The sequence below is a fragment of the Cryobacterium zhongshanensis genome (genome assembly GCF_022760445.1).
Classification (GTDB): domain Bacteria; phylum Actinomycetota; class Actinomycetes; order Actinomycetales; family Microbacteriaceae; genus Cryobacterium; species Cryobacterium algoricola.
Map to the genome: position 1 here is coordinate 820,148 of NZ_JALGAR010000001.1, position 19,054 is coordinate 839,201.

Sequence of the window (19,054 nt, forward strand, 5' to 3'; positions counted from 1 at the left end):
CGGAGCCCCGTTCGAGGGGCATTCCAGCGACGCAACGGTCGCGGCGGGTTTGACCGCGGGAGGGCAAGCGCGCAGAATGGAACTAAGTTCCATTTTGGGGCCGTGAAGCGCAAGGAGTCTCCGTGCAGATCCGCAATGCCACCAGCCCGACCGAAGTCAAGGGAATGACCACCGCCGAGCTGCGTGAACGCTTCCTCGTCACCGACCTCTTCGTCGACGACGAACTGCGCGCCGTCTACTCGCACGAAGACCGCGTCATCCTCGTCGGGGTCAGCCCTGTCACGGTCCCGCTCACCCTCGAAAGCTTCCCCGAACTGCGCACCGACCACTTCTTCGAGCGCCGCGAGGCCGGGGTCGTCAACGTCGGCGGATCCGGAACCGTGGTCGTCGATGGCGTGCCGTTCGACCTCGGACACGGCTCGTGCCTGTACATCGGGCGCGGGGCATCCGTCGTCGAATTCATCTCGGATAGCGCGAGCGCCGCGCCCGAGACCGAAGACTCCGCCCGGTTCTACCTCTTCTCTGCGCCGGCGCACACCGCGTACCCGACGACACTCGTACCGGCGGGCACCGGCATCGTGCGCGAGCTCGGCGACCAGTCCACCTCGAACCGTCGCACGCTCAACCAGTACATTCACGAGAACGGCGTGCGCAGCTGCCAGGTCGTGATGGGCGTGACGAGCCTGCACGAGGGCAGCATGTGGAACACGATGCCGGCGCACACCCACGACCGCCGTATGGAGGCGTACCTGTACTTCGACCTTCCCGAGGCCGCCCGCGTCGTGCACCTGATGGGTGAGCCGACCGAAACGCGCCACCTGATCGTCGCCAACCGCCAGGCGACCATCGCCCCGAGCTGGTCCATCCACTCCGGCGTCGGCACCTCGAACTACTCCTTCATCTGGGCCATGGCCGGCGAGAACCAGTCGTTCGACGACATGGACGCCGTAGACATCACCGCTGTCTCCTGATGACCGCAGACCTGGCCGGCGAGCGGATGCCGTCGGCCCTCGCCGCCGTCCGGGTCGCCGCCCCTGCCGCGCCGGCCGGCGCCGCCGAGCGCACTCTCGTCGTGCTCGAGGCCGCCCTCGAACACCCTCGGTTCTCGGACGTCGTCGCCGCAACCGGCCTGCCCAAGGCCACCGTGCACCGCCTGCTCGCGACCCTCGTGGCCCAGCGGTTCCTCGCCACCGACCCCGCCGGCAGCTACCTGCCTGGCCCGGCGCTCCTCGCGATCGCCGGCCGGGCACTCGCCGGAATCGACATCTCCGCGATCGCCCAACCCTTCGTCGACGACCTCGTCGCCACCGTGGACTGCACCGTGCACATCGGCGTGATCAGCGGCGACTCGATCGTCTACGTGATGCGCAGCGACTCCCGCAAACCGTACACAATGCCGTCCCGCGTCGGCCATGCCGCCCCGCTGCACACCACCGGAATCGGCAAGGTCATCCTCGCGAGCTACCCCGACGACACCGTCGACCGCATCATCGCGAGCGCCGGCCTCGCCCGCGTGACGGATGCCTCGATCACCAGCCCGGACGCCTTCCGCTGCGAGATCGCCGACGTGCGCTCGCGCGGCACCGCCCGCGACCGCGGCGAGAACGTGCCCGGAATCGCCTGTATCGCGGCGCCCCTCTTCGACCACACCGGAACCGTCCGCTACGGCCTTAGCGTGTCCACGCTCTCGATCGAGCACACCGACGCCCAGATCGAGGCGATGTCCGGCCCTCTCCTCAAGGCAGCCGCCGCCATCTCCCACGCCCTGGGCTACCGGGGGAGCGCACTCGCGACAACAACGTTAGGAAACAACCCATGAGTGTCCTGAACCTCTTCGACCTCAGCGGCAAGACCGCCGTCGTCACCGGCGCGAGCCGCGGCATCGGCTTCGCCATGGCCGTCGCCCTCGCCGAGGCCGGGGCGGACGTCGTCGGCGTCTCGTCGAGAATGCCCGAGCACGGCAGTGCGATCGAGACCGCGGTCACCGCACTCGGGCGCCGGTTCACCGCACTGCACGCCGACTTCGCGGACCGGGCCGCCGTCTCCGCCCTCGCCGCCGAGATTACCGCTCTTGGCCCGGTCGACGTGCTCGTCAACAACGCCGGCACGATCGCCCGCGCGCCCGCCGCCGAGCACCCGGACGAGATGTGGGACCGCGTGATCGCCGTCAATCTCTCGAGCCAGTTCGTGCTCAGCCGGGAGATCGGCCGCACCATGATCGCGCAGGGTCACGGCAAGATCATCTTCACCGCCTCGCTGCTCAGCTTCCAGGGCGGGCTCAACGTGCCCGGGTACACGGCTTCGAAGTCCGCGATCGCCGGACTCACGAAGGCGCTCTCCAACGAGTGGGCGCCGCTCGGCGTCAACGTCAACGCGATCGCCCCCGGGTACTTCGCGACCGACAACACCCAGGCCCTCCAGGACGATGCCGGCCGGTCCGGCGCCATCCTCGAGCGGATCCCCGCCGCCCGCTGGGGAACCCCCGCCGACCTCGCCGGAGCGACGGTCTTCCTCGCATCCGCCGCCTCGGACTACGTGGACGGCATCGTCCTCCCCGTCGACGGCGGCTGGCTCGGCCGCTAGCCACAGACGCGTTCCGCCGCCGGTTCCGCTGCCGGTTCTGCCTGTTCCGCTGCCGGTTCCGCCTGTTCCGCTGCCGACTTCTCCGGGTGGAAGTGTGCCGAATTCAGGAGTTCAGCCCCGGTGCACCCGGCTGGTGGCGGATGCTCCGCACTGGTCCGCGGGCCGGGTGCGGCTGTTGCGGGCCGACTACTGAATTCGGAACCGCGGGCATCCGTGCGGAAGCGCCGGGTGCGGGCCCGGGGCAGGCAGGCAAGGCGGGGTCAGGCGGAGTCGCGCCAGACGATCGGGGTGGTGAGCAGGATGCCGCCGAGCTCGGGTTCCTCGCCGCGCAGCTGGGCGAGTACCGACTCGGCCGCGCGTTCGCCGAGGCCCGCGGCCGGCTGGTGCACCGTCGAGAGCAACGGCTGGCACCGCAGAGCCCAGGCGCTGTCGTCGAAGCCGACAACGCCGACGTCCCCGGGCACGCTGCGCCCGGCCTCGCGCAGGGCTTCGAGCGCGCCCGCCGCAACGGCATCGGATGCCGCGAACACGCCATCGAGTTCGGGTTCGGCAGCGAGCAGCGCACGCATGCCCTTGACACCATCGGCATACGCGTAGAAGGGCACCCGGGCGACGAGGGCCGGGTCGAACAGGGGACCGAGGGCATCCGTGAACCCGGCCAGACGGTCGGCGCCCGAGTCGCGGTCGAGGGCTGAGGCGATCATCCCGACGCGGCGGCGACCGGTAGCCAGCAGGCGCTCCGTGATCGCGAACGCCGAGCTCCGGTTGTCGATGCCGACGAACGGCAGTCGCCGCAGGTCCGGCGGATGCCCGACAAACGCCGACGGCAATCCCAGCTTCTCGATAATGCGAGTGATCGGGTCATTCTTTCGTGCAGACACGACGATGACCCCGTCGACGAAACCGCCGCTGAGGTACCGGGCCACCCGGTCGGTATCGCGCTCGGAGTCGATGATGAGACACACCATCTGGAAGTCGGCGAGGGACAGCGCCGCGTTGGCGCCGAGCAGGATCTCGCCGATGTTGGGGTCTTCCAGGAAGAGCGAGTGCGGCTCGTGCACGATGAAACCGACCGCCTGCGAGCGCTGCATGACCAGGTTGCGGGCGGCGGTGTTCGGCACGTAGCCGACCCTCTCGATCGCGGCCTCGATCGCGATCCGCGCCTCGGCGGACACGTAGGGTTCGTCGTTGATGACCCGGCTCACGGTGCCGCGGGAGACCCCCGCCTCCAGGGCGACGTCGTGGATCGTGGCACGTCTGCGCCGCCCCGGATTGGTCACCATTCGATAACTGTATCGCCCGTTCGGAGAAAAGGTCCTTGACACGGATCGCGATCCGTACTTACTCTGTGTACGTTCACAGATCGCCGGTGTGGCCTTTTTTTCTACCGGCTCTGTGCACGTTCACAGACCATCCGGCGGATGCCGGTGCCAACGATGTCAGGGAGCCGATGAACGCGCGAGCAGCAGTCCAGAACGAGGCGGCCCCGGCGGTCCCGTTCTCCCACGACGGCCTCGCATACGGCTGCGACTACAACCCCGAGCAGTGGGGCCCCGACACCTGGGCCGAGGACATGCGCCTGATGCGCGAGGCCGGCGTCGACCTTGTCGCGATCAACATCTTCGGCTGGTCCCACATCGAACCGAGGCCGGGGGAGTACGACTTCGCCAACCTCGACACGATCATCGAGCTCCTGCACGCGAACGGGATCCGGGTCAACCTCGGCACCGGAACCTCCTCCCCGCCACCGTGGCTGACCACGCTGCACCCGGAGATCCTCCCGGAGACCGAGGACGGCAGCATCCGCTACCCCGGTGGTCGCCAGGCCTGGTGCCCGAGCTCTCCGGTGTTCCGCGAGCACGCCCTCGCCCTCGTCGAGAAGGTCGCCGAGCGCTACGGCCGGCACCCCGCGATCGCGCTCTGGCACGTGTCCAACGAGCTCGGCTGCCACAACGCGCTCTGCTACGACGAAGACACCACCGCGGCCTTCCGCCGCTGGCTCGAGGCGCGCTACGGCACGATCGCCGCGCTCAACGCAGCCTGGGGCACCTCGTTCTGGAGCCAGCAGTACGGCGAGTGGGCCGAGATCCTCACCCCGCGCCTCACCCTCTCCAGCCGCAACCCCGGCCAGGTCCTCGACTTCCACCGGTTCAGCTCCGACGAGCTGCTCGACTACTACCGCCGCGAACGCGACGTCATCCGCCGCCACAGCATTGTGCCGGTCACCACCAACTTCATGGTCACCGCCCACATCCGCAACCTCGACTACTGGCAGTGGGCGCCCGAGGTCGACGTGGTCGCCAACGACCACTACCTCGACCACCGCCTCGGCGACCCCGTCACCGAGCTCTCCTTCGCGGCGGACCTCACCCGCGGGCTCGCCGGCGGAGACCCCTGGCTGCTGATGGAGCAGGCGACCGGCGCCGTGAACTGGCAGCCGCACAACCTCGCGAAGGAGCCCGGCGAACTCACCCGCAACTCCCTCACCCACGTCGCCCGCGGCGCGGACGCGGTCTGCTTCTTCCAGTGGCGGGCCTCCCTGCAGGGTTCGGAGAAGTTCCACTCCGCCCTGGTCCCGCACGCCGGCACCGACACCGCGCTCTGGCGCGAAGTCGTCGACCTCGGCGCCACGCTCGACCGGCTCGCCGGCGTCGCAGGCACCCGGGTGACAGCGGATGCCGCCATCATCTTCAGCTGGGAAGCCTGGTGGGCCGGGGACGGCGAATCCCGGCCGTCCCAGTCCGTGGAATACCTCGGCCAGATGCACGCCGCCTACACTGCGCTGCACCGGCTCGGGATCACGGTCGACGTGATCGCCCCCGGCGCCGACCTGAGCGGCTACCGCCTCGTCGTCGTACCCACCCTCTACCTCGTCACCGACGCGGATGCCGCCGGCCTCGCCGACTACGTCGCGAACGGCGGGCACGCGCTGATCACCTTCTTCAGCGGCATCGTCGACGAAGACGACCGGGTCCGCCCCGGCGGCTACCCGGGCGCGTTCCGCGAGCTGCTCGGCATCCGTGTCGAGGAGTTCTCCCCACTGCTCCCCGGCCGGAAACTGAACCTGGACTCCGGGGCGGGTACCGGACTCTGGACCGAGCGGCTGCACCTCGACGGCGCGACCGCTGTCGCGAGCTACCTCGACGGCCCCCTGCCCGGCTTCCCGGCGATCACCCGCAACGACTTCGGCCGCGGCACCGCCTGGTATCTCGCCACCGCCCTCGACCCCGACGCCCTGCGCGCGGTGATGCGCACGGCCGCCCAGGCCGCGCGGGTGACTGCCCTCGGCCCGGAATCGGACGGCACCATTGAGGTCGTGCGTCGCGCCGATGCGACGCACAGCTACCTTTTCGTCATCAACCACGGCCACAGCGAGATCGAGATCGCCGCCAGCGGGCGCGAACTCGTCACCGACGTCGCCGTCGACCGCATTGTGCGCGTCCCGGCCGGCGCCGTGCGCGTTATCAGAGAGGACACGGCAGCATGAGTGCTTCCACCGCCCGATTCACGGATGCCCCGGGCGACACCCGAACGGCCCGCCGGCTCGCGAGGCAGCCCGGCACCCGCCCCCGGCCCGCGAGGCCCCGGGTGCAGCACAAGCGCGCGATCCTGATCTTCGTGCTCCCCTTCGGCGCCCTGTTCGCCCTGTTCTACCTGGTGCCGATCGGGTACGCGATCTACGAGTCCCTGCTCGTGATCAAGCGGGAGGGTACCTTCGGGGCGGCGACCGAGGTCTTCGGCGGCTTCAGTCAGTACGTGCTGGTCTTCCAGAACGGTCCGTTCTGGCAGTCCGTCGGCCGGGTGCTCGCGTTCGGCGCCGTGCAGGTGCCGATCATGCTCGGGCTCGCGCTGCTGTTCGCGCTGCTGCTCGACTCCCCACTCGTGCGCGGCAAGAAGTTCTTCCGGCTCGCGTTCTTCGTGCCGTACGCGGTCCCCGGCGTCATCGCCGCGATCATGTGGGGCTACCTCTACTCCCCGAACCTGTCGCCGTTCAGCGCGGTCACCCAGAACATCAACTTCCTCTCGGCGGACCTCGTGCTCTGGGCCATCGCGAACGTCGTCACCTGGGTCTACGTCGGCTACAACATGCTGATCATCTACTCGGCGCTCCTGGCCATCCCCACCGAGCTCTACGAGGCCGCCCGCCTCGACGGTGCCGGGCAGCTGCGCATCGCCTGGTCGGTGAAGATCCCGCTGATCATGCCCGCGATCGTGCTCACCGCGATCTTCTCGATCATCGGAACCCTGCAACTCCTCGCCGAACCGCAGGTGTTCCGGAGCTTCAGCTCCGCCGTGACGAGCACGTTCACGCCGAACCTCACCGTGTACACGACCTCGTCGATCCCCAACGTCAACCTCGCGGCCGCATTCTCGGTGGTGCTGGCCCTGGCCACCTTCGTGCTCTCGTTCACGTTCCTCAAATTCACCCAGCGGAAGGAAGCCCGGTCATGAGCACGGTAGTCCCCACCCCCACCCCCACCCCGACCGTCACCGTTCCCGACCGCCCGGCCCGCGGCATCCGCCCGTCGACCGCGAAGCCGCCCCGCGCCCAGCGCGAGAGCCCCTTCGCCCGGGCCGGCGCCATGATCGTGATGGCCGTCTTCACCCTGTACTTCCTGGTGCCGGTCTGGTGGCTGCTCGTCGCCGCCACAAAGGACCGCGCCCAGTTCACCGGCACGAACCCGCTCTGGTTCGCCGACTTCTCCCTGTTCGAGAACATCGGCGCCCTGGTCAGCTACCGCGACGGCGTCTACCTCAAGTGGATGCTCAACAGCGCGATGTACGCCGGGCTCGGCGCCCTGGTCGGAACGATCATTGCCGGCATGTGCGGGTACGCCCTCGCCAAATACCGGTTCCCCGGCCGCGAACTGATCTTCAACGTCGTGCTCGGCGGGGTGCTCGTGCCCGCAACGGCCCTCGCGCTGCCGCTGTTCCTGATCTTCAGCCAGATCAGCCTCACCAACACGTTCTGGTCGGTGTTCCTGCCGAGCCTGGTCAGCCCGTTCGGGGTCTACCTCGCCCGCATCTACGCCTCGGCGAGCGTGCCCGACGAGCTGATCGAGGCCGCCCGCCTCGACGGGGCCGGCGAGGTGCGCACCTTCTTCACCGTCTCGGTGCGGATGATGGTGCCCGCCCTGGTCACCGTCTTCCTCTTCCAGTTCGTCGCGATCTGGAACAACTTCTTCCTGCCGCTGATCATGCTGCGCGACGAGACGCTGTTCCCGGTCACGCTCGGACTCTACGGCTGGAACTCGCAGGTCAACCAGATCCCCGAGCTGCGCGGTTACGTGCTCATCGGCGCACTGTTGTCGATCATTCCGCTCATCATCATCTTCCTGCTGCTCCAGCGCTTCTGGCGGAACGGCCTCAGCGCCGGCTCGGTCAAGTAGCCCATCCACCTCACCTCCGCATCACCCACAGCACCACCCGACCGGAATACCCGGACGGTTCCTTTCCCAAGAGAAAAGAAGAAGACACATGCGAATGAAGAAAAGAGCGGTCGCCGTTGCCTTGCTCGCTGCAGCCTCGGTTGCGCTGACCGGCTGTGCCACCTCGACGACAAGCACCGGCACCGCCGCCGGCAGCTGCGCACCGTCGACCGGAAAAGTCGACCTGAGCTTTACCACCTGGATCCCCGGCATGGAAGACGCCGTCGCGGTGTGGAACAAGGAGAACCCCGACATCCAGGTCAAGGTGCAGACCGGCCCGAACGGCAACGGCGGCACCTACCAGAACTTCTTCAACCAGCTCAAGGCCGGCAACGCGCCCGACCTCGGCCAGATCGAGTACGACGCCCTGCCGAACTTCCGTGTGCAGGACGGCCTGACCGACCTCGCCTCCTGCGCCGGCGTGCTCGACGCGAAGAAGGACTTCGTCGACTGGACCTGGGGACAGGTCAACTTCGGCGAGGACAACGCCGTGTACGCGATCCCGCAGGACGCCGGCCCCATGGCCATGTTCTACCGCGCCGACCTCTTCAAGGCCAACAACATCGCCATCCCGACCACCTGGGCCGAGTACACCGCCGCCGCAGAGAAGATCCGCGCGACCGGCGGCTACATCACCAACTTCTCCCAGAGCGACATCAACCAGTTCGCTGGACTCGTCTGGCAGGCCGGCGGTACCTGGTTCAAGAACGACGGCACCAACTGGACCGTGAACCTGACCGACCCGACCACGGCGAAGGTCGCCGCGTACTGGCAGGACCTGATCGACCGCGACCTCGTCTCGACGAACCCGCCGTGGACCGACGAGTGGAACAACGCCTACAACACCGGCAGCGACTGGACCTGGAACTCCGCAGCCTGGGGCGCCAACTCCATCGCGAGCGGTGCACCGGACACGGCCGGCAAGTGGGCCGTCGCGGCATCCCCGCAGTGGGCGGCCGGCGACAAGGCCAGCGGCAACTGGGGCGGGTCCTCGACCGCCGTCTTCAAGGGCTCGAAGCACCCCTTCGAGGCCGCGAAGTTCGCGCTCTGGCTGAACACCTCCGATGAGGCGCTCACGATGCTGAACAAGTCCGCCAACCTGTACCCGGCGGCCAAGTCCGGTCTCGAACTGCCCGCGCTCAAGGCGGGCGTCGACTTCTACGGCGGCCAGGCGATCTACGACGTCTTCGCGAAGGCATCCGCCGAGGTCTCGCCCGACTTCGTCTGGGGCCCGACCATGACGCAGACGTACAACGACGTCTCCGACGGCTTCAAGGCCGCGGTCACCAAGAAGGGCACCCTGATCGACGCCCTGAAGACCGGGCAGACGGCTACGATTGCGGCCATGACGGCGCAGTCGATCCCCGTCAACAAGTAGGGGAGTTGCGGGTCGTGCGGGTCAGCTGACGCGCACGACCCGCTCGACTCGTTCAGCCCGCATGACCTGTTCGGCCCGCATGACCAGTTCGACCGTTCGACCCGCCCGCCCCATCCGTTCACTTCGTGTGAGCAGTTAGCAGCGAATTCCGTGACTCACACTCCTCTGGCGGATGCTCCGACCGGGCTGTTCCACCTCCGTGCCGCGGGCACCAGCCTCGTGCTGGACGCCCGCGGCACGGCCGTTCCCGTGATCGTGCACTGGGGTGCCGACCTCGGTGCGCTGTCCGGGCCCGAGCTTGCCGTGCTCGCGGATGCCTCGGTTCCCGCGGTCCCGCCGAGCTCGATCGACGTGCCCCTGCGACTCTCGCTGCTGCCGGCGCTCGCCGAGGGCTGGAGCGGCCGGCCGGGGCTGAGCGGTTTCCGGCGCGGCGCTGCGGTGTTCCACGGCCCGGCCGATCTCGCGCTGCGGCTCGAGTCGGTGCAGAGCCGGGGCGACCGAACGCTCCTTATTACTGTGACGGATGCCGCGGCATCCGTTTCGGTTGTGACCGACCTCGATCTTACGGTCGAGGGAGTGCTGCGGGTGCGGCACACCCTGACCAACACAGGCGACACCGACTTCGAACTCGGCTCGCTCGACGTGACCCTGCCCGTGCCCGACCGGGCCGGGGAACTCCTCGATTTCACCGGCCTGTGGAGCCACGAACGCCGCCCGCAGCGCACCACACTCGGGCACGGTGTCTGGAGCCGCGAGAGCCGGCACGGCCGGCCCGGGCACGACGACCCGTTCCTCTCGGTCGCCGGGGTACCCGGGTTCGGGTTCCGCCGCGGCGAGGTCTGGGCGGTGCACCTGGCCTGGAGCGGCGACAAGCGGGTCTGGGCGGAACGCTCGGCCCTCGGCGCCGCAACCCTCGGCAGCGGCGAACTGCTCGCTCCCGGGGAACTGGGCCTGCCCGCCGGGGCCAGCTACACCTCGCCGTGGATGGTGGCCGCGTACTCGGCGGCCGGACTGGACGGGCTGTCGGCGCGGCTGCATCCGTGGATTCGGTCGTGGGCGGGGCCCGCTGCGGTCGCTGCATCGCCGACGCCCCCGGCCGACGCCCCTGCCCAGGCCGACGCGGCGAACGTCACGGCCCGGTCTGACGCGACGCCCCCGGCCGACGCCCCTGCCCAGGCCGACGCGGCGAACGCCACGGCCCGGTCTGACGCGACGACCGTGGCCGCCGCATCGCCGCGAACTCCGCGCCCGGTCGTGCTCAACACCTGGGAAGCCGTGTACTTCGACCACGACCTGCCCACGCTCACCCGGCTCGTCGACGCGGCCGCTCGGGTCGGGGTCGAGCGGTTCGTGCTCGACGACGGCTGGTTCACCGGACGCACCGACGACAGGCGCGCCCTCGGCGACTGGTTCGTCGACCCCGTGACCTGGCCGAGCGGCCTGCATCCGCTGGTCGAGCGCGTGCACTCGGCGGGCCTCTCCTTCGGGCTCTGGGTCGAGCCGGAAATGGTGAGCCTCAACTCCGAGCTCGCGCGGGCGCATCCGGACTGGGTGCTCGGCGCGCCCGGCGCGCTCGAATGGCGGTTCCAGCGGGTGCTCGACCTGGGCAACCCGGATGCGTACGCGTACGTGCTCGCCCGGCTCACCGCCCTGCTCGACGAGTACCCGATCGCCTACCTGAAGTGGGACCACAACCGCGACTTGCTCGGTGGCTCGGCGCACCGGCAGACCGAGGCCGTCTACCGGCTGATCGGGGCGCTGCGGGCCGCGCACCCGGGACTCGAGATCGAGTCGTGCGCCTCGGGCGGCGCCCGGATCGACCTCGGCATCCTCCCGCTCGTCGACCGGGTCTGGACGAGCGACACCAACGACCCGCTCGAGCGGCAGCAGATCCAGCGGTACACCGGCGTGCTGGTGCCGCCGGAATACCTCGGCGGGCACCTGGGAGCTGCGACCGCGCACACCACCGGGCGCACGGCGGACCTCGGCTTCCGGCTCGCGACCGCGCTGTTCGGCAGCGCGGGGATCGAGTGGGACCTGACCCGGGCCTCGGCCGCAGAGCTCGATGCCGTCGCCGGGTGGATTGCCGAGTACAAACGGCTGCGTCCGCTGCTGCACTCGGGTGTCGTCGTGCACGCGGATGCGTCGGACCCCGCGCTCGAGCTGCACGGCGTCGTGGCCGGCGACGGGGCATCGGCTGTGTTCGCGTACGTCGCGCTCGCCGCGCCGCGGACCGCTCTGCCTGCGCCGTTGCGGTTTCCCGGGCTCGACCCCGCTGCGCAATACACGGTGCGGCCGTTGTCGATCGGGGAGACTGCCGGCCCCGGCGCTGAGCGTTCCGGTGCGGGGGAGTCCGGCGTGCCGTCGGTCGCGCCGCGAGTGATCCAGGATGCCGCGCCGGCCTGGCTGCAGCACGGCTCGGTGACCCTGAGCGGCGCGGTGCTCGCCGAGGTCGGACTCCCGGCGCCGCTCCTCGCCCCTGAGCAGGCCGCCCTCTACGAGCTCACCCGCCGCTGACTACCCGGCGGCAGTGCGGGTTCCCGGTCGTACACGGCCTGTGGCGCGTTCCGAATTCAGGAGTTGAGGGAGTTTTGCGCCAGCGGCAGCGGATGTCCCCCACGGGTTCCGGGGAGTCGGCCGGATGACGCAGGCCGACTCCTGAATTCGGTACTGTCGGCACCCGTTTCGAGGGGCGGGGCTACTCGCAGCCGATACCGTCGCCGTCGCGGTCGAACTTGGACTGCCAGCCGGGGTCGCCGGGGTGGATCGGCGCGGCACCGGCGGCACGGACGGCGTCGCAATTCTTGTACGAAGCGGTGGCCGGTGCGGCAGGGGCCGGCGCCGGTGCGGCGGGGGCCGGGGCGACGACCGGAGCGGGCTCGGGGGCCGGGGCGGCGGGAGCGGGTGCAGCGGGGGCCGGGGCGACGACGACGGGTGCGGGTGCTGGCGCGAATCCGGACGTGAGGGCCGGCTCGCTGGGGCAGGTGTCGAGGATGCGCGTCATCGCATCCCGCTCCGCCTGCGTCACCCAGAGACCGTAGGTCGCCTTCACCGAGATCTGCCGGGCGACGTAGTGGCACCGGTATGACTTGTTCGCGGGCAGCCAGGTCGCGGTGTCGCCGTCGCTCTTCTGTTCATTGGAGCGCCCGTCGACCGCGAGCAGGTTGAGCGGATCGTTCGCGAGCGAGATGCGCTGCGCCTGGCTGAGCTGCTGCGCGCCGGTCTGCCACGCGTTCGCGAGCGGTACGACGTGGTCGATCTGAACGAGAGCGGATGTCGACGCTCCCCGCACGAATCCGATCGTCGCGTTCGTGTACGGGGAGACGATGGTGCCGGTCATGACCTTGCAGCTGCCGGACTTGACGACGCTCGAGAGGTCGCGGCTGAGCACGTCGTTGCGGGTGTCGCAGCCGTTGCGGTCGACGTCGAGCCAGGCGGTGCCGAAGTCGCCGACCCGGTCGTACCCGGTCTTGGGTGCCTTGCCCTTGACCGCGAGTGTCGCGAGCAGGGTGACGGCGAGGGTATTGGTCACCGAGGTGTCGGTGATCGCGACCGTGGCGGCATCCGAGGCCGCGGTGACGCTCGTCGGGTCGGCGGGCGATTCCGCGGTGAATGCCGCGGCCGCTGGCGTGGCCGTGGCCGTGGTTTTCGCGACCGAACTGGAGCTGGCCGGGGTGGCACTCGCGCTCGCCGCCGACGTGTCGGCAAGCTGCCCGCCGCCCGGGCGCGTGGCCGCGGCGACGCCACCGGCGACGAGAGTGACGAGCAGCACTCCGGCGACGCCGCCGATCACCCGGGAGCGGATGCTGAGTGAACCGACGAACCGACGGATCTTCGCTTCGAAGGTGGCGGGTTTCTGTGGTGCGGGCGTCATGGCGGCCTTCCGGGTCACCTGAGCCTAGGCGTAACCGGAGGCTCGCCCCCACACCCACTCCGGGGCGTTCCGAATGCGGCTCAGTCGGTAAGGCGCAGGATCAGGTCGGCCCGGTCGCGCGTGCGTTCGATGAGGTCTGCGTTGGCCTGGTCGCTTCCGGCGGCGAAGGCCGCGGCATCCGCTTTGTCGCGCCCGAACCGCACGTGCCGGCCGATCAGCCGGGGGAGCCGCACCGCATCGGGAACGTCGACGAACCAGACCGCGTCGAGCTCGCCGCGCAGCTCGCGCCAGACGGGAGCGTCGGCAAGCAGGTAATTGCCCTCGGTGATGACGACCGGCACGCTGCGAGGCACGGCGATGGATGCCGCGATCGGTTCCTCGAGGCCGCGGCGGAACGAGGGGGCGTAGACGACGTCCTCGTCGCGGGCGCGGAGCCGACGGAGCAGCGACAGGTACGAGCCGGGATCGAAGGTGTCGATCGCGCCGCGGCGTTCGGCGAGCGGCGTGCCGCGGATCAGGTCGGTCGCGAGATGGAATCCGTCCATCGGCACGATCGCGGCGGTCCCGGCACCGAGCAGCTCGACGAGCGCGGCCGCGAGCGTCGACTTGCCCGAGCCGGGTGCGCCGCAGAGCCCCAGCAGGATGCGCGGTGCCACTGTGGCGGACCCGGCGAGCACCCGGCGCACGCGCGCCGCGAGCTCATCGACCGTGGCCTCGATCACGGGCGGGGAGCCCGCTCCCGTCCCGGTCACCGGGTCACCCGCGCGTCGAACTCGGCGCGGCGGGCGAGGATCTCCCCAGAGCTGCCCCTGGCCCAGGTCGCGAAGGCGAGCGCCGGTGGCAGCAGGGTGTGGCCAAGCGGCGTGAGGTCGTATTCGACCCGCGGCGGAATCTCCGGAAAGCTCTCCCGGCGCACGAGACCGTCGCGCTCGAGCTTCTTGAGGGTGAGCGTCAGCATCCGCTGGGAGATGCCGGGCACCCGGTTCTTGAGTTCGGAGTACCGGATCGGGCCGTCCTCAAGCATGCCGACCACGAGGAGGGTCCACTTGTCGCCGAGATGCTCGAGCAGGTCGCGCACGACCCGTCCGTCATCGCCCGCGCCGGAACAGATGTCGTCCATCCGGGCGGTGTGTACGTCGGCAGTCGTCATGCGGAACTCCATTTCTTACCTTCGTGTGCCCAAGGCACAGAGCGGTGCGTGGGCCCCGTGCGGTATAAAAGTAACCACTCGTGCCGTTAGGCACGAATCGTAACAATCACCGACGTGGCACACCTGCCAGACTCCCAGACAAACACCGGAAACTCAACGAAACGGATGCCATGACTCTCGCCCTCTGGATCACCGCGGTCCTCCTCACCCTCGTCTACATCATGGCCGGGGGGATCAAGGTCGTCCGCAGCAAGGCGCAGCTGCAGCCGATGATGCCGTGGGTCGAGGACTTCACCGAACCGCAGGTCACCCTGATCGGTGCGCTGGGCCTGCTCGGCGCGCTCGGCGTAATCCTGCCGCTCGCCACCGGAATCGCGCCCGTCTTCACCCCGATCGCCGCGATCGGACTCGTGCTGCTGCAGATCGGCGCCATCACGGTGCACGTGCGGCGCGGCGAGCGGTCCTCGCTCGGCGTCAACGTCTTCCTGCTCGCGCTCGCCGCCGCCGTAGCGATCCTGGGTTTCCTCGCCTGATCCGCCTGCGGTACCCGCTGGCCAGGCCTGTCGGACCTGGTGCCGGCCGGATATCGCGGTGCCGCTGTGGCTAACTCAGGAGATCTGCGTGGGGGATGCAGATCGGCTGCACTGGTTCAGGGCCTCGGCGCGGCCGATTGCCCGTTCTTCCTGAGTTAGCCCCCGCTGGTGCCGGTGACCGGGCTGAATCGATGTGGGGTGTGTGGGCGCGGCGTGCCTGGCGGGGTGGTGTCGGCCTGATGCTTTGGCCGGGTTGGGCTCGGCCGCTGTAGCTAACTCAGGAGATCTGCGTGGGGGATGCGGATCGGCTGCACTGGTTCGGGGCCTCGACACGCCTGGGTGCGCGGTCTTCCTGAGTTAGCCCCCGCTCAGGGCGGTGACGCAATCGCAGGCGGGCAGGCAGGCAGGGCTCAGGGCACGAGCACGATCTTGCCCACGTGGGCGGATGCCTCCATCCGGCGATGCGCGGATGCCGCGTCGCTGAACGGGTACCGGCTGTCGATGACGGGACGGAAGGCTCCGGATTCGAGCCAGGGCCAGGCATCCGTGCGCAGGGCGGCGATGATCGCGGCCTTCTCGGCGAACGGCCGGGCGCGCAGGGTCGTGCCCCAGTACCGGCCGCGCTTCTGCATGAGGTACATCGGGTTGAAGACGGCGTCCTGGCCGCTCTGGTTGGCGATCACCATGATGCGCCCGTCGAGGGCGAGCGCGGCGACGTTGCGCGCCGCGTATGAGCCGCCCATGATGTCGAGGATCACGTCGGCGCCGTGCCCATCGGTGGCCCGGTCGATCTCGGCGGGGAAGTCCTGGCTGCGGTAGTCGATCAGGATGTCGGCGCCGAGTTCGCGGCAGACCGCAAGCTTCTCGGGGGAGCCGGCCGTGACGGCGACGCGCGCGCCGGCCAGCCGCGCCAGCTGGATCGCGGTCGTGCCGATTCCGCTTGCCCCGCCGTGCACGAGCAGCGTCTCGCCGCTCTGCAGCCCGGCGGCGAGGAACACGTTCGACCACACTGTTGCGAGCGCCTCGGGCAGTGCGGCCGCGTCGACGAGGTCGATCGCGTCGGGAACGGGCAGGGCGAGTTCCTCGTGCACGACGGCCTCCTCCGCGTAGCCACCGCCCGCGAGCAGTGCGCACACCCGGTCGCCGACGGCGAAGAGCGTGACCGCGCTACCGACCTCGGTCACGATCCCCGACACCTCGAGACCCGGCCAGACCGGCGCCCCTGCGGGTGAGGGATAGTAGCCCTGCCGCTGGGAGACATCCGCCCGGTTGACGCCGGCAGCGGCGACCCGAATGCGGATGTCCCGGGTCCCGACCTCCAGGTCGGCCACTGTCGAGAGGGTGAGGGCGTCGGGCCCTCCGGGTACGGGTACCAGAATTGCGCGCATGCCCTCATCCTACGAGCCGCCGCTGGGACGCGGCCGGGGCCGACGGCCGCCCGAGCCCGGGTGCCGGTGGCCGGCCCGGAGCCCTCTGTGCGCCCTGCTGGCGTGGGGCGAGCCCGCTGTCGGTGCTCGGCGCCGGTCGTGGGCCGCCCCGCCGCGGTTCTACTCGGTGTCGGACGAGGTCGCTCCGCCCCGGCTCTCGCTCCGCCCCTCGCCGCGGCCGACGCCCTGCCTGGCCCAGGTCTCCTCGTTGTAGTCGAGTACCAGGCGCGCGGGCGGCGGCCCCTGCAGCATCTCGGGGGTGAGGCCGTGGAACTCGACCATATTGTCGCGGAACCATACGTCGTGGGGGTCCTGGGAGCCGGCGAACTCGCGGAACATCCGGGCGAGGTCGTCGGCCTCGTGATAGAGCGCGACGAAGTCGCCCTGCGGAGTCGACATGAGCGAGGCGACTTCGCGGTGCAGGCCGATCCGGCGCCGGGACCTCTCGTGGTCCTCGCGGCGCGCACCGGCCATCTCCGCGGCGAAAGCCTCCCAGGCCTCGGTCTTACCGGGCAGGATCGGGGCAAACCACGTGATGTATTCCATGACATCTTCTCCCTTGAAGTAATGACATGCGGCAGGAGCCGGGCGGGCCGAAGCCGCGAGTGGATCATTCCATCGGAGAGCGTAGTCCTGCCGTCGTGGGTCGCAACCGGTGCCGCCCGGGTCGCTGAATTACGGAGAAGGCACCCTCGCCGTGGCGACGAGGGTGCCTTCTCCGCAACTGAACGGTCCGGGTGAGCCTACTGTGCTGCCGAGTAGAACTTCTCGTCACTGAACGACTGCGAGATGACCCAGGTGCCGGTCGCGGCATCCGCTGTCGGGATGGCGATCACGACGTTGCCGGTCGCCGTTCCGGCCGGGTAGAGCTCGTTGATGTCGGACAGCGGCGCGGGGCCGACGACCGAACTGTCCATCTCACTGTGGGTGGTGCCGGCAGCCGACACGAAGGACACGTCGAGGTCCATCCACGGGGTGCCGGTCTTGGTGCCCTGATAGGTGACCGTGATCGGCAGCATGGCGTACTGCATGCCGGCGGGTGCGGCGTCGTTGAACTGGTTCTCAGCGGCGACGATCGCGTCGGCATTGAGGGTCGGGGCGCCGAGGGTGATCTCGTACTCCGGTTCGCCGTTGGCGGTGGTCGCGATCGTCGTGCCGATCGGGGCCGGGTTCGTGCGGGTTCCAACCTCGCCCTCGTTCGAGGGAACCTCGGTGGGATCGGTCAGGCTGTTGCCGGACGAATCGCCCGACGAGGCACCGGCTTTCACATGCTGGGCGTCATTGACGGCGGCGACGAAGCCGATCGTGTAGACGATCGCGAGCACGATCGAGAGCAGAAGCGCGACAGCGGATGCCGCGATCCCGCCCTTCGCGAGCCCCTTCGGCTTGCCTTTCCTGGTCACGGCGATGATTCCGAAGACGAGCCCGGCGATCGCCGCGAACCCGGACACGTAGTTGATGATCGGGATGAACGCACCCACGAAGGCGACGGCGCCGACGATGAGGGAGACCAGGCCGAAGGTGTTCTTTGCGGGCGCGAGCGGCGCGGGACCGACCGGGGGCACCGGGGGTGCGGGTGGAACGTTGCTTCCGCCGAATTCTGGGGGTGAACTCAATGTTTGCTGTGAATCGGACATGCATCCAGCCTTGCAGCGTCCCGCTATTTTCAACTACTCCTGACTACCCCCACTTAGGGGAGTCTTCAGTACGTGTCGTTCAGCCAGCCGTCGCACGACCCCTCGCTGCCGCCGTCGTACCCGGCGAGGAAGGCCTCGTTCCGCTGCTCGGGGGTTCCGTGGTGCTGCGGGTTGTCGAACGCGTAGTCGCCGAGGTCGAGGGTCGTCTGGCCGGCCTCCATAATGTCGCCCGCGTCGAGGATCCCCTCATCCTCCGCCGACTTCGCCCAGACCCCGGCCCAGCAGTCGGCGTGCAGTTCGATCTTGTAGACCGGGTAGATCGAGCCGGCCGAGGTGAAAATGCCGAGCTCGTTCTGCAGCTCATGCGCGTACTCGTGCGCGACCACGTAGGCCACCGAGAAGTCCCCGGTGGTGTGTGTCCTGGTGCCGTCCGTGTTCGCATACAGGGTGCCGTCCCAGATCTTCTGGGCGAGGCTCTGCGACACCGTGATCTTGTCGTCGTACAGGCAGTAGTACGCGCTCATGTCGTCGGAGAAACCCGGAGCGCACAGCGACGGCACGACTTCGCCCGCTGCGGGGAAAGCATACGTCACGAAGGGTGCGGGGCGGCCGTCGTCCGTCCAGACGCCGGTCCAGTAGGCATCCACGTCGCCGAGCACCGATACGAGGAAGTCCTTCATCGTGCCGCTCGACCCCGCGATATTGGCCGTCGGCCCGCCCCCGATTCCCGGCGTCCCCGAGGTGCCCGTCGGCGTGATCGCCGAGGGCGCTGAGCCGACGGCGGCCTGGAGCGCCCCGCCCGGTACCGTGCTGCGGGCCGGACCCTGGCCGGCGGATGCCGCGGCGATCCCGCCGCCGGGAGTCGCGGCGACCGCAGTCACCGCGCCTCCTCCCGCGAAGGCGAGGACCGACATCAGGGCGATGGCACGCAGAGCAGACGTGAGTTTCATGGCGGTGGACTCCCTTGTGGAGTGCGTGTGTTGTGTTTTCAGAAGCGACCGGAGCGACGAATCCGATTCGCGGCGTGGAGCCCGAATGTCAAC

Annotated in this window: 17 protein-coding genes; 9 read left to right on the forward strand and 8 right to left on the reverse strand. The window is 69.5% G+C overall.

What is annotated here, in order from left to right; all coding sequences use genetic code 11:
- Positions 1 to 122: 122 nt before the first annotated feature.
- From kduI to MQH31_RS03840, 3 genes are read left to right on the forward strand one after another with little or no spacing between them, the layout of a single operon-like run.
- Positions 123 to 971, forward strand: a complete 849-nt coding sequence (gene kduI / locus MQH31_RS03830) for a 5-dehydro-4-deoxy-D-glucuronate isomerase (protein ID WP_243010976.1) — start codon at positions 123 to 125, stop codon at positions 969 to 971.
- Positions 971 to 1,819 (forward strand): IclR family transcriptional regulator, encoded by an 849-nt coding sequence (locus tag MQH31_RS03835; protein ID WP_243010977.1) that lies wholly within the window; start codon positions 971 to 973, stop codon positions 1,817 to 1,819. Before kduI ends, MQH31_RS03835 begins: the two co-directional genes overlap by 1 nt.
- Positions 1,816 to 2,583 (forward strand): SDR family NAD(P)-dependent oxidoreductase, encoded by a 768-nt coding sequence (locus MQH31_RS03840; protein WP_243010978.1) that lies wholly within the window; start codon positions 1,816 to 1,818, stop codon positions 2,581 to 2,583. The genes MQH31_RS03835 and MQH31_RS03840 overlap by 4 nt, the downstream gene beginning before the upstream one ends.
- A 260-nt stretch (positions 2,584 to 2,843) precedes the next feature.
- Here the strand turns inward: MQH31_RS03840 and MQH31_RS03845 are convergent, their stop codons facing one another.
- Positions 2,844 to 3,866 (reverse strand): LacI family DNA-binding transcriptional regulator, encoded by a 1,023-nt coding sequence (locus MQH31_RS03845; protein WP_134533772.1) that lies wholly within the window; start codon positions 3,864 to 3,866, stop codon positions 2,844 to 2,846.
- A gap of 167 nt (positions 3,867 to 4,033) precedes the next feature.
- On the opposite strand from MQH31_RS03845, the gene MQH31_RS03850 reads away from it, so the two are divergent.
- The 5 genes from MQH31_RS03850 to MQH31_RS03870 all read left to right on the forward strand — a co-directional run bounded on the left by MQH31_RS03850 (position 4,034) and on the right by MQH31_RS03870 (position 11,907).
- A complete protein-coding gene (locus MQH31_RS03850; protein WP_243010979.1) occupies positions 4,034 to 6,070 on the forward strand; it encodes a beta-galactosidase in 2,037 nt (678 codons plus the stop codon).
- Positions 6,067 to 7,035, forward strand: a complete 969-nt coding sequence (locus tag MQH31_RS03855) for a carbohydrate ABC transporter permease (protein WP_243010980.1) — start codon at positions 6,067 to 6,069, stop codon at positions 7,033 to 7,035. The genes MQH31_RS03850 and MQH31_RS03855 overlap by 4 nt, the downstream gene beginning before the upstream one ends.
- Positions 7,032 to 7,973, forward strand: a complete 942-nt coding sequence (locus MQH31_RS03860) for a carbohydrate ABC transporter permease (protein WP_372488102.1) — start codon at positions 7,032 to 7,034, stop codon at positions 7,971 to 7,973. Before MQH31_RS03855 ends, MQH31_RS03860 begins: the two co-directional genes overlap by 4 nt.
- Before the next feature lie 88 nt (positions 7,974 to 8,061).
- Positions 8,062 to 9,390: an extracellular solute-binding protein gene (locus MQH31_RS03865; RefSeq protein WP_198415881.1), complete on the forward strand. Its 1,329-nt coding sequence runs from the start codon at positions 8,062 to 8,064 to the stop codon at positions 9,388 to 9,390.
- A 150-nt stretch (positions 9,391 to 9,540) separates the two neighbouring features.
- Positions 9,541 to 11,907 carry an alpha-galactosidase gene (locus MQH31_RS03870; RefSeq protein WP_243010981.1) on the forward strand — a complete coding sequence of 789 codons (2,367 nt, stop codon included), beginning with the start codon at positions 9,541 to 9,543 and terminating at the stop codon, positions 11,905 to 11,907.
- A 181-nt stretch (positions 11,908 to 12,088) separates the two neighbouring features.
- Here the strand turns inward: MQH31_RS03870 and MQH31_RS03875 are convergent, their stop codons facing one another.
- From MQH31_RS03875 to MQH31_RS03885, 3 genes are all read right to left on the reverse strand, one after another.
- The gene (locus MQH31_RS03875; RefSeq protein WP_243010982.1) at positions 12,089 to 13,264 is read right to left on the reverse strand and encodes a GmrSD restriction endonuclease domain-containing protein; all 1,176 of its coding nucleotides are present in this window, start codon (positions 13,262 to 13,264) and stop codon (positions 12,089 to 12,091) included.
- 80 nt (positions 13,265 to 13,344) lie between these two features.
- Positions 13,345 to 14,016: a nucleoside/nucleotide kinase family protein gene (locus MQH31_RS03880; protein ID WP_243010983.1), complete on the reverse strand. Its 672-nt coding sequence runs from the start codon at positions 14,014 to 14,016 to the stop codon at positions 13,345 to 13,347.
- A complete protein-coding gene (locus MQH31_RS03885; RefSeq protein ID WP_243010984.1) occupies positions 14,013 to 14,414 on the reverse strand; it encodes a winged helix-turn-helix transcriptional regulator in 402 nt (133 codons plus the stop codon). The genes MQH31_RS03880 and MQH31_RS03885 overlap by 4 nt, the downstream gene beginning before the upstream one ends.
- 170 nt (positions 14,415 to 14,584) lie before the next feature.
- On the opposite strand from MQH31_RS03885, the gene MQH31_RS03890 reads away from it, so the two are divergent.
- Positions 14,585 to 14,947: a DoxX family protein gene (locus tag MQH31_RS03890; protein ID WP_243010985.1), complete on the forward strand. Its 363-nt coding sequence runs from the start codon at positions 14,585 to 14,587 to the stop codon at positions 14,945 to 14,947.
- A 410-nt stretch (positions 14,948 to 15,357) separates the two neighbouring features.
- Here the strand turns inward: MQH31_RS03890 and MQH31_RS03895 are convergent, their stop codons facing one another.
- From MQH31_RS03895 to MQH31_RS03910, 4 genes are all read right to left on the reverse strand, one after another.
- Positions 15,358 to 16,335, reverse strand: a complete 978-nt coding sequence (locus MQH31_RS03895; RefSeq protein ID WP_243010986.1) for an NAD(P)H-quinone oxidoreductase — start codon at positions 16,333 to 16,335, stop codon at positions 15,358 to 15,360.
- A gap of 159 nt (positions 16,336 to 16,494) precedes the next feature.
- Complete coding sequence (locus tag MQH31_RS03900; protein ID WP_243010987.1) at positions 16,495 to 16,920, reverse strand: hypothetical protein; 426 nt, start codon at positions 16,918 to 16,920, stop codon at positions 16,495 to 16,497.
- A gap of 197 nt (positions 16,921 to 17,117) precedes the next feature.
- Positions 17,118 to 18,011, reverse strand: coding sequence for a DUF4190 domain-containing protein (locus tag MQH31_RS03905; RefSeq protein ID WP_243010988.1), 894 nt, complete (start codon positions 18,009 to 18,011; stop codon positions 17,118 to 17,120).
- A 65-nt stretch (positions 18,012 to 18,076) separates the two neighbouring features.
- A complete protein-coding gene (locus tag MQH31_RS03910) occupies positions 18,077 to 18,961 on the reverse strand; it encodes a neutral zinc metallopeptidase (RefSeq protein ID WP_243010989.1) in 885 nt (294 codons plus the stop codon).
- Between the last annotated feature and the right edge of the window lie 93 nt (positions 18,962 to 19,054).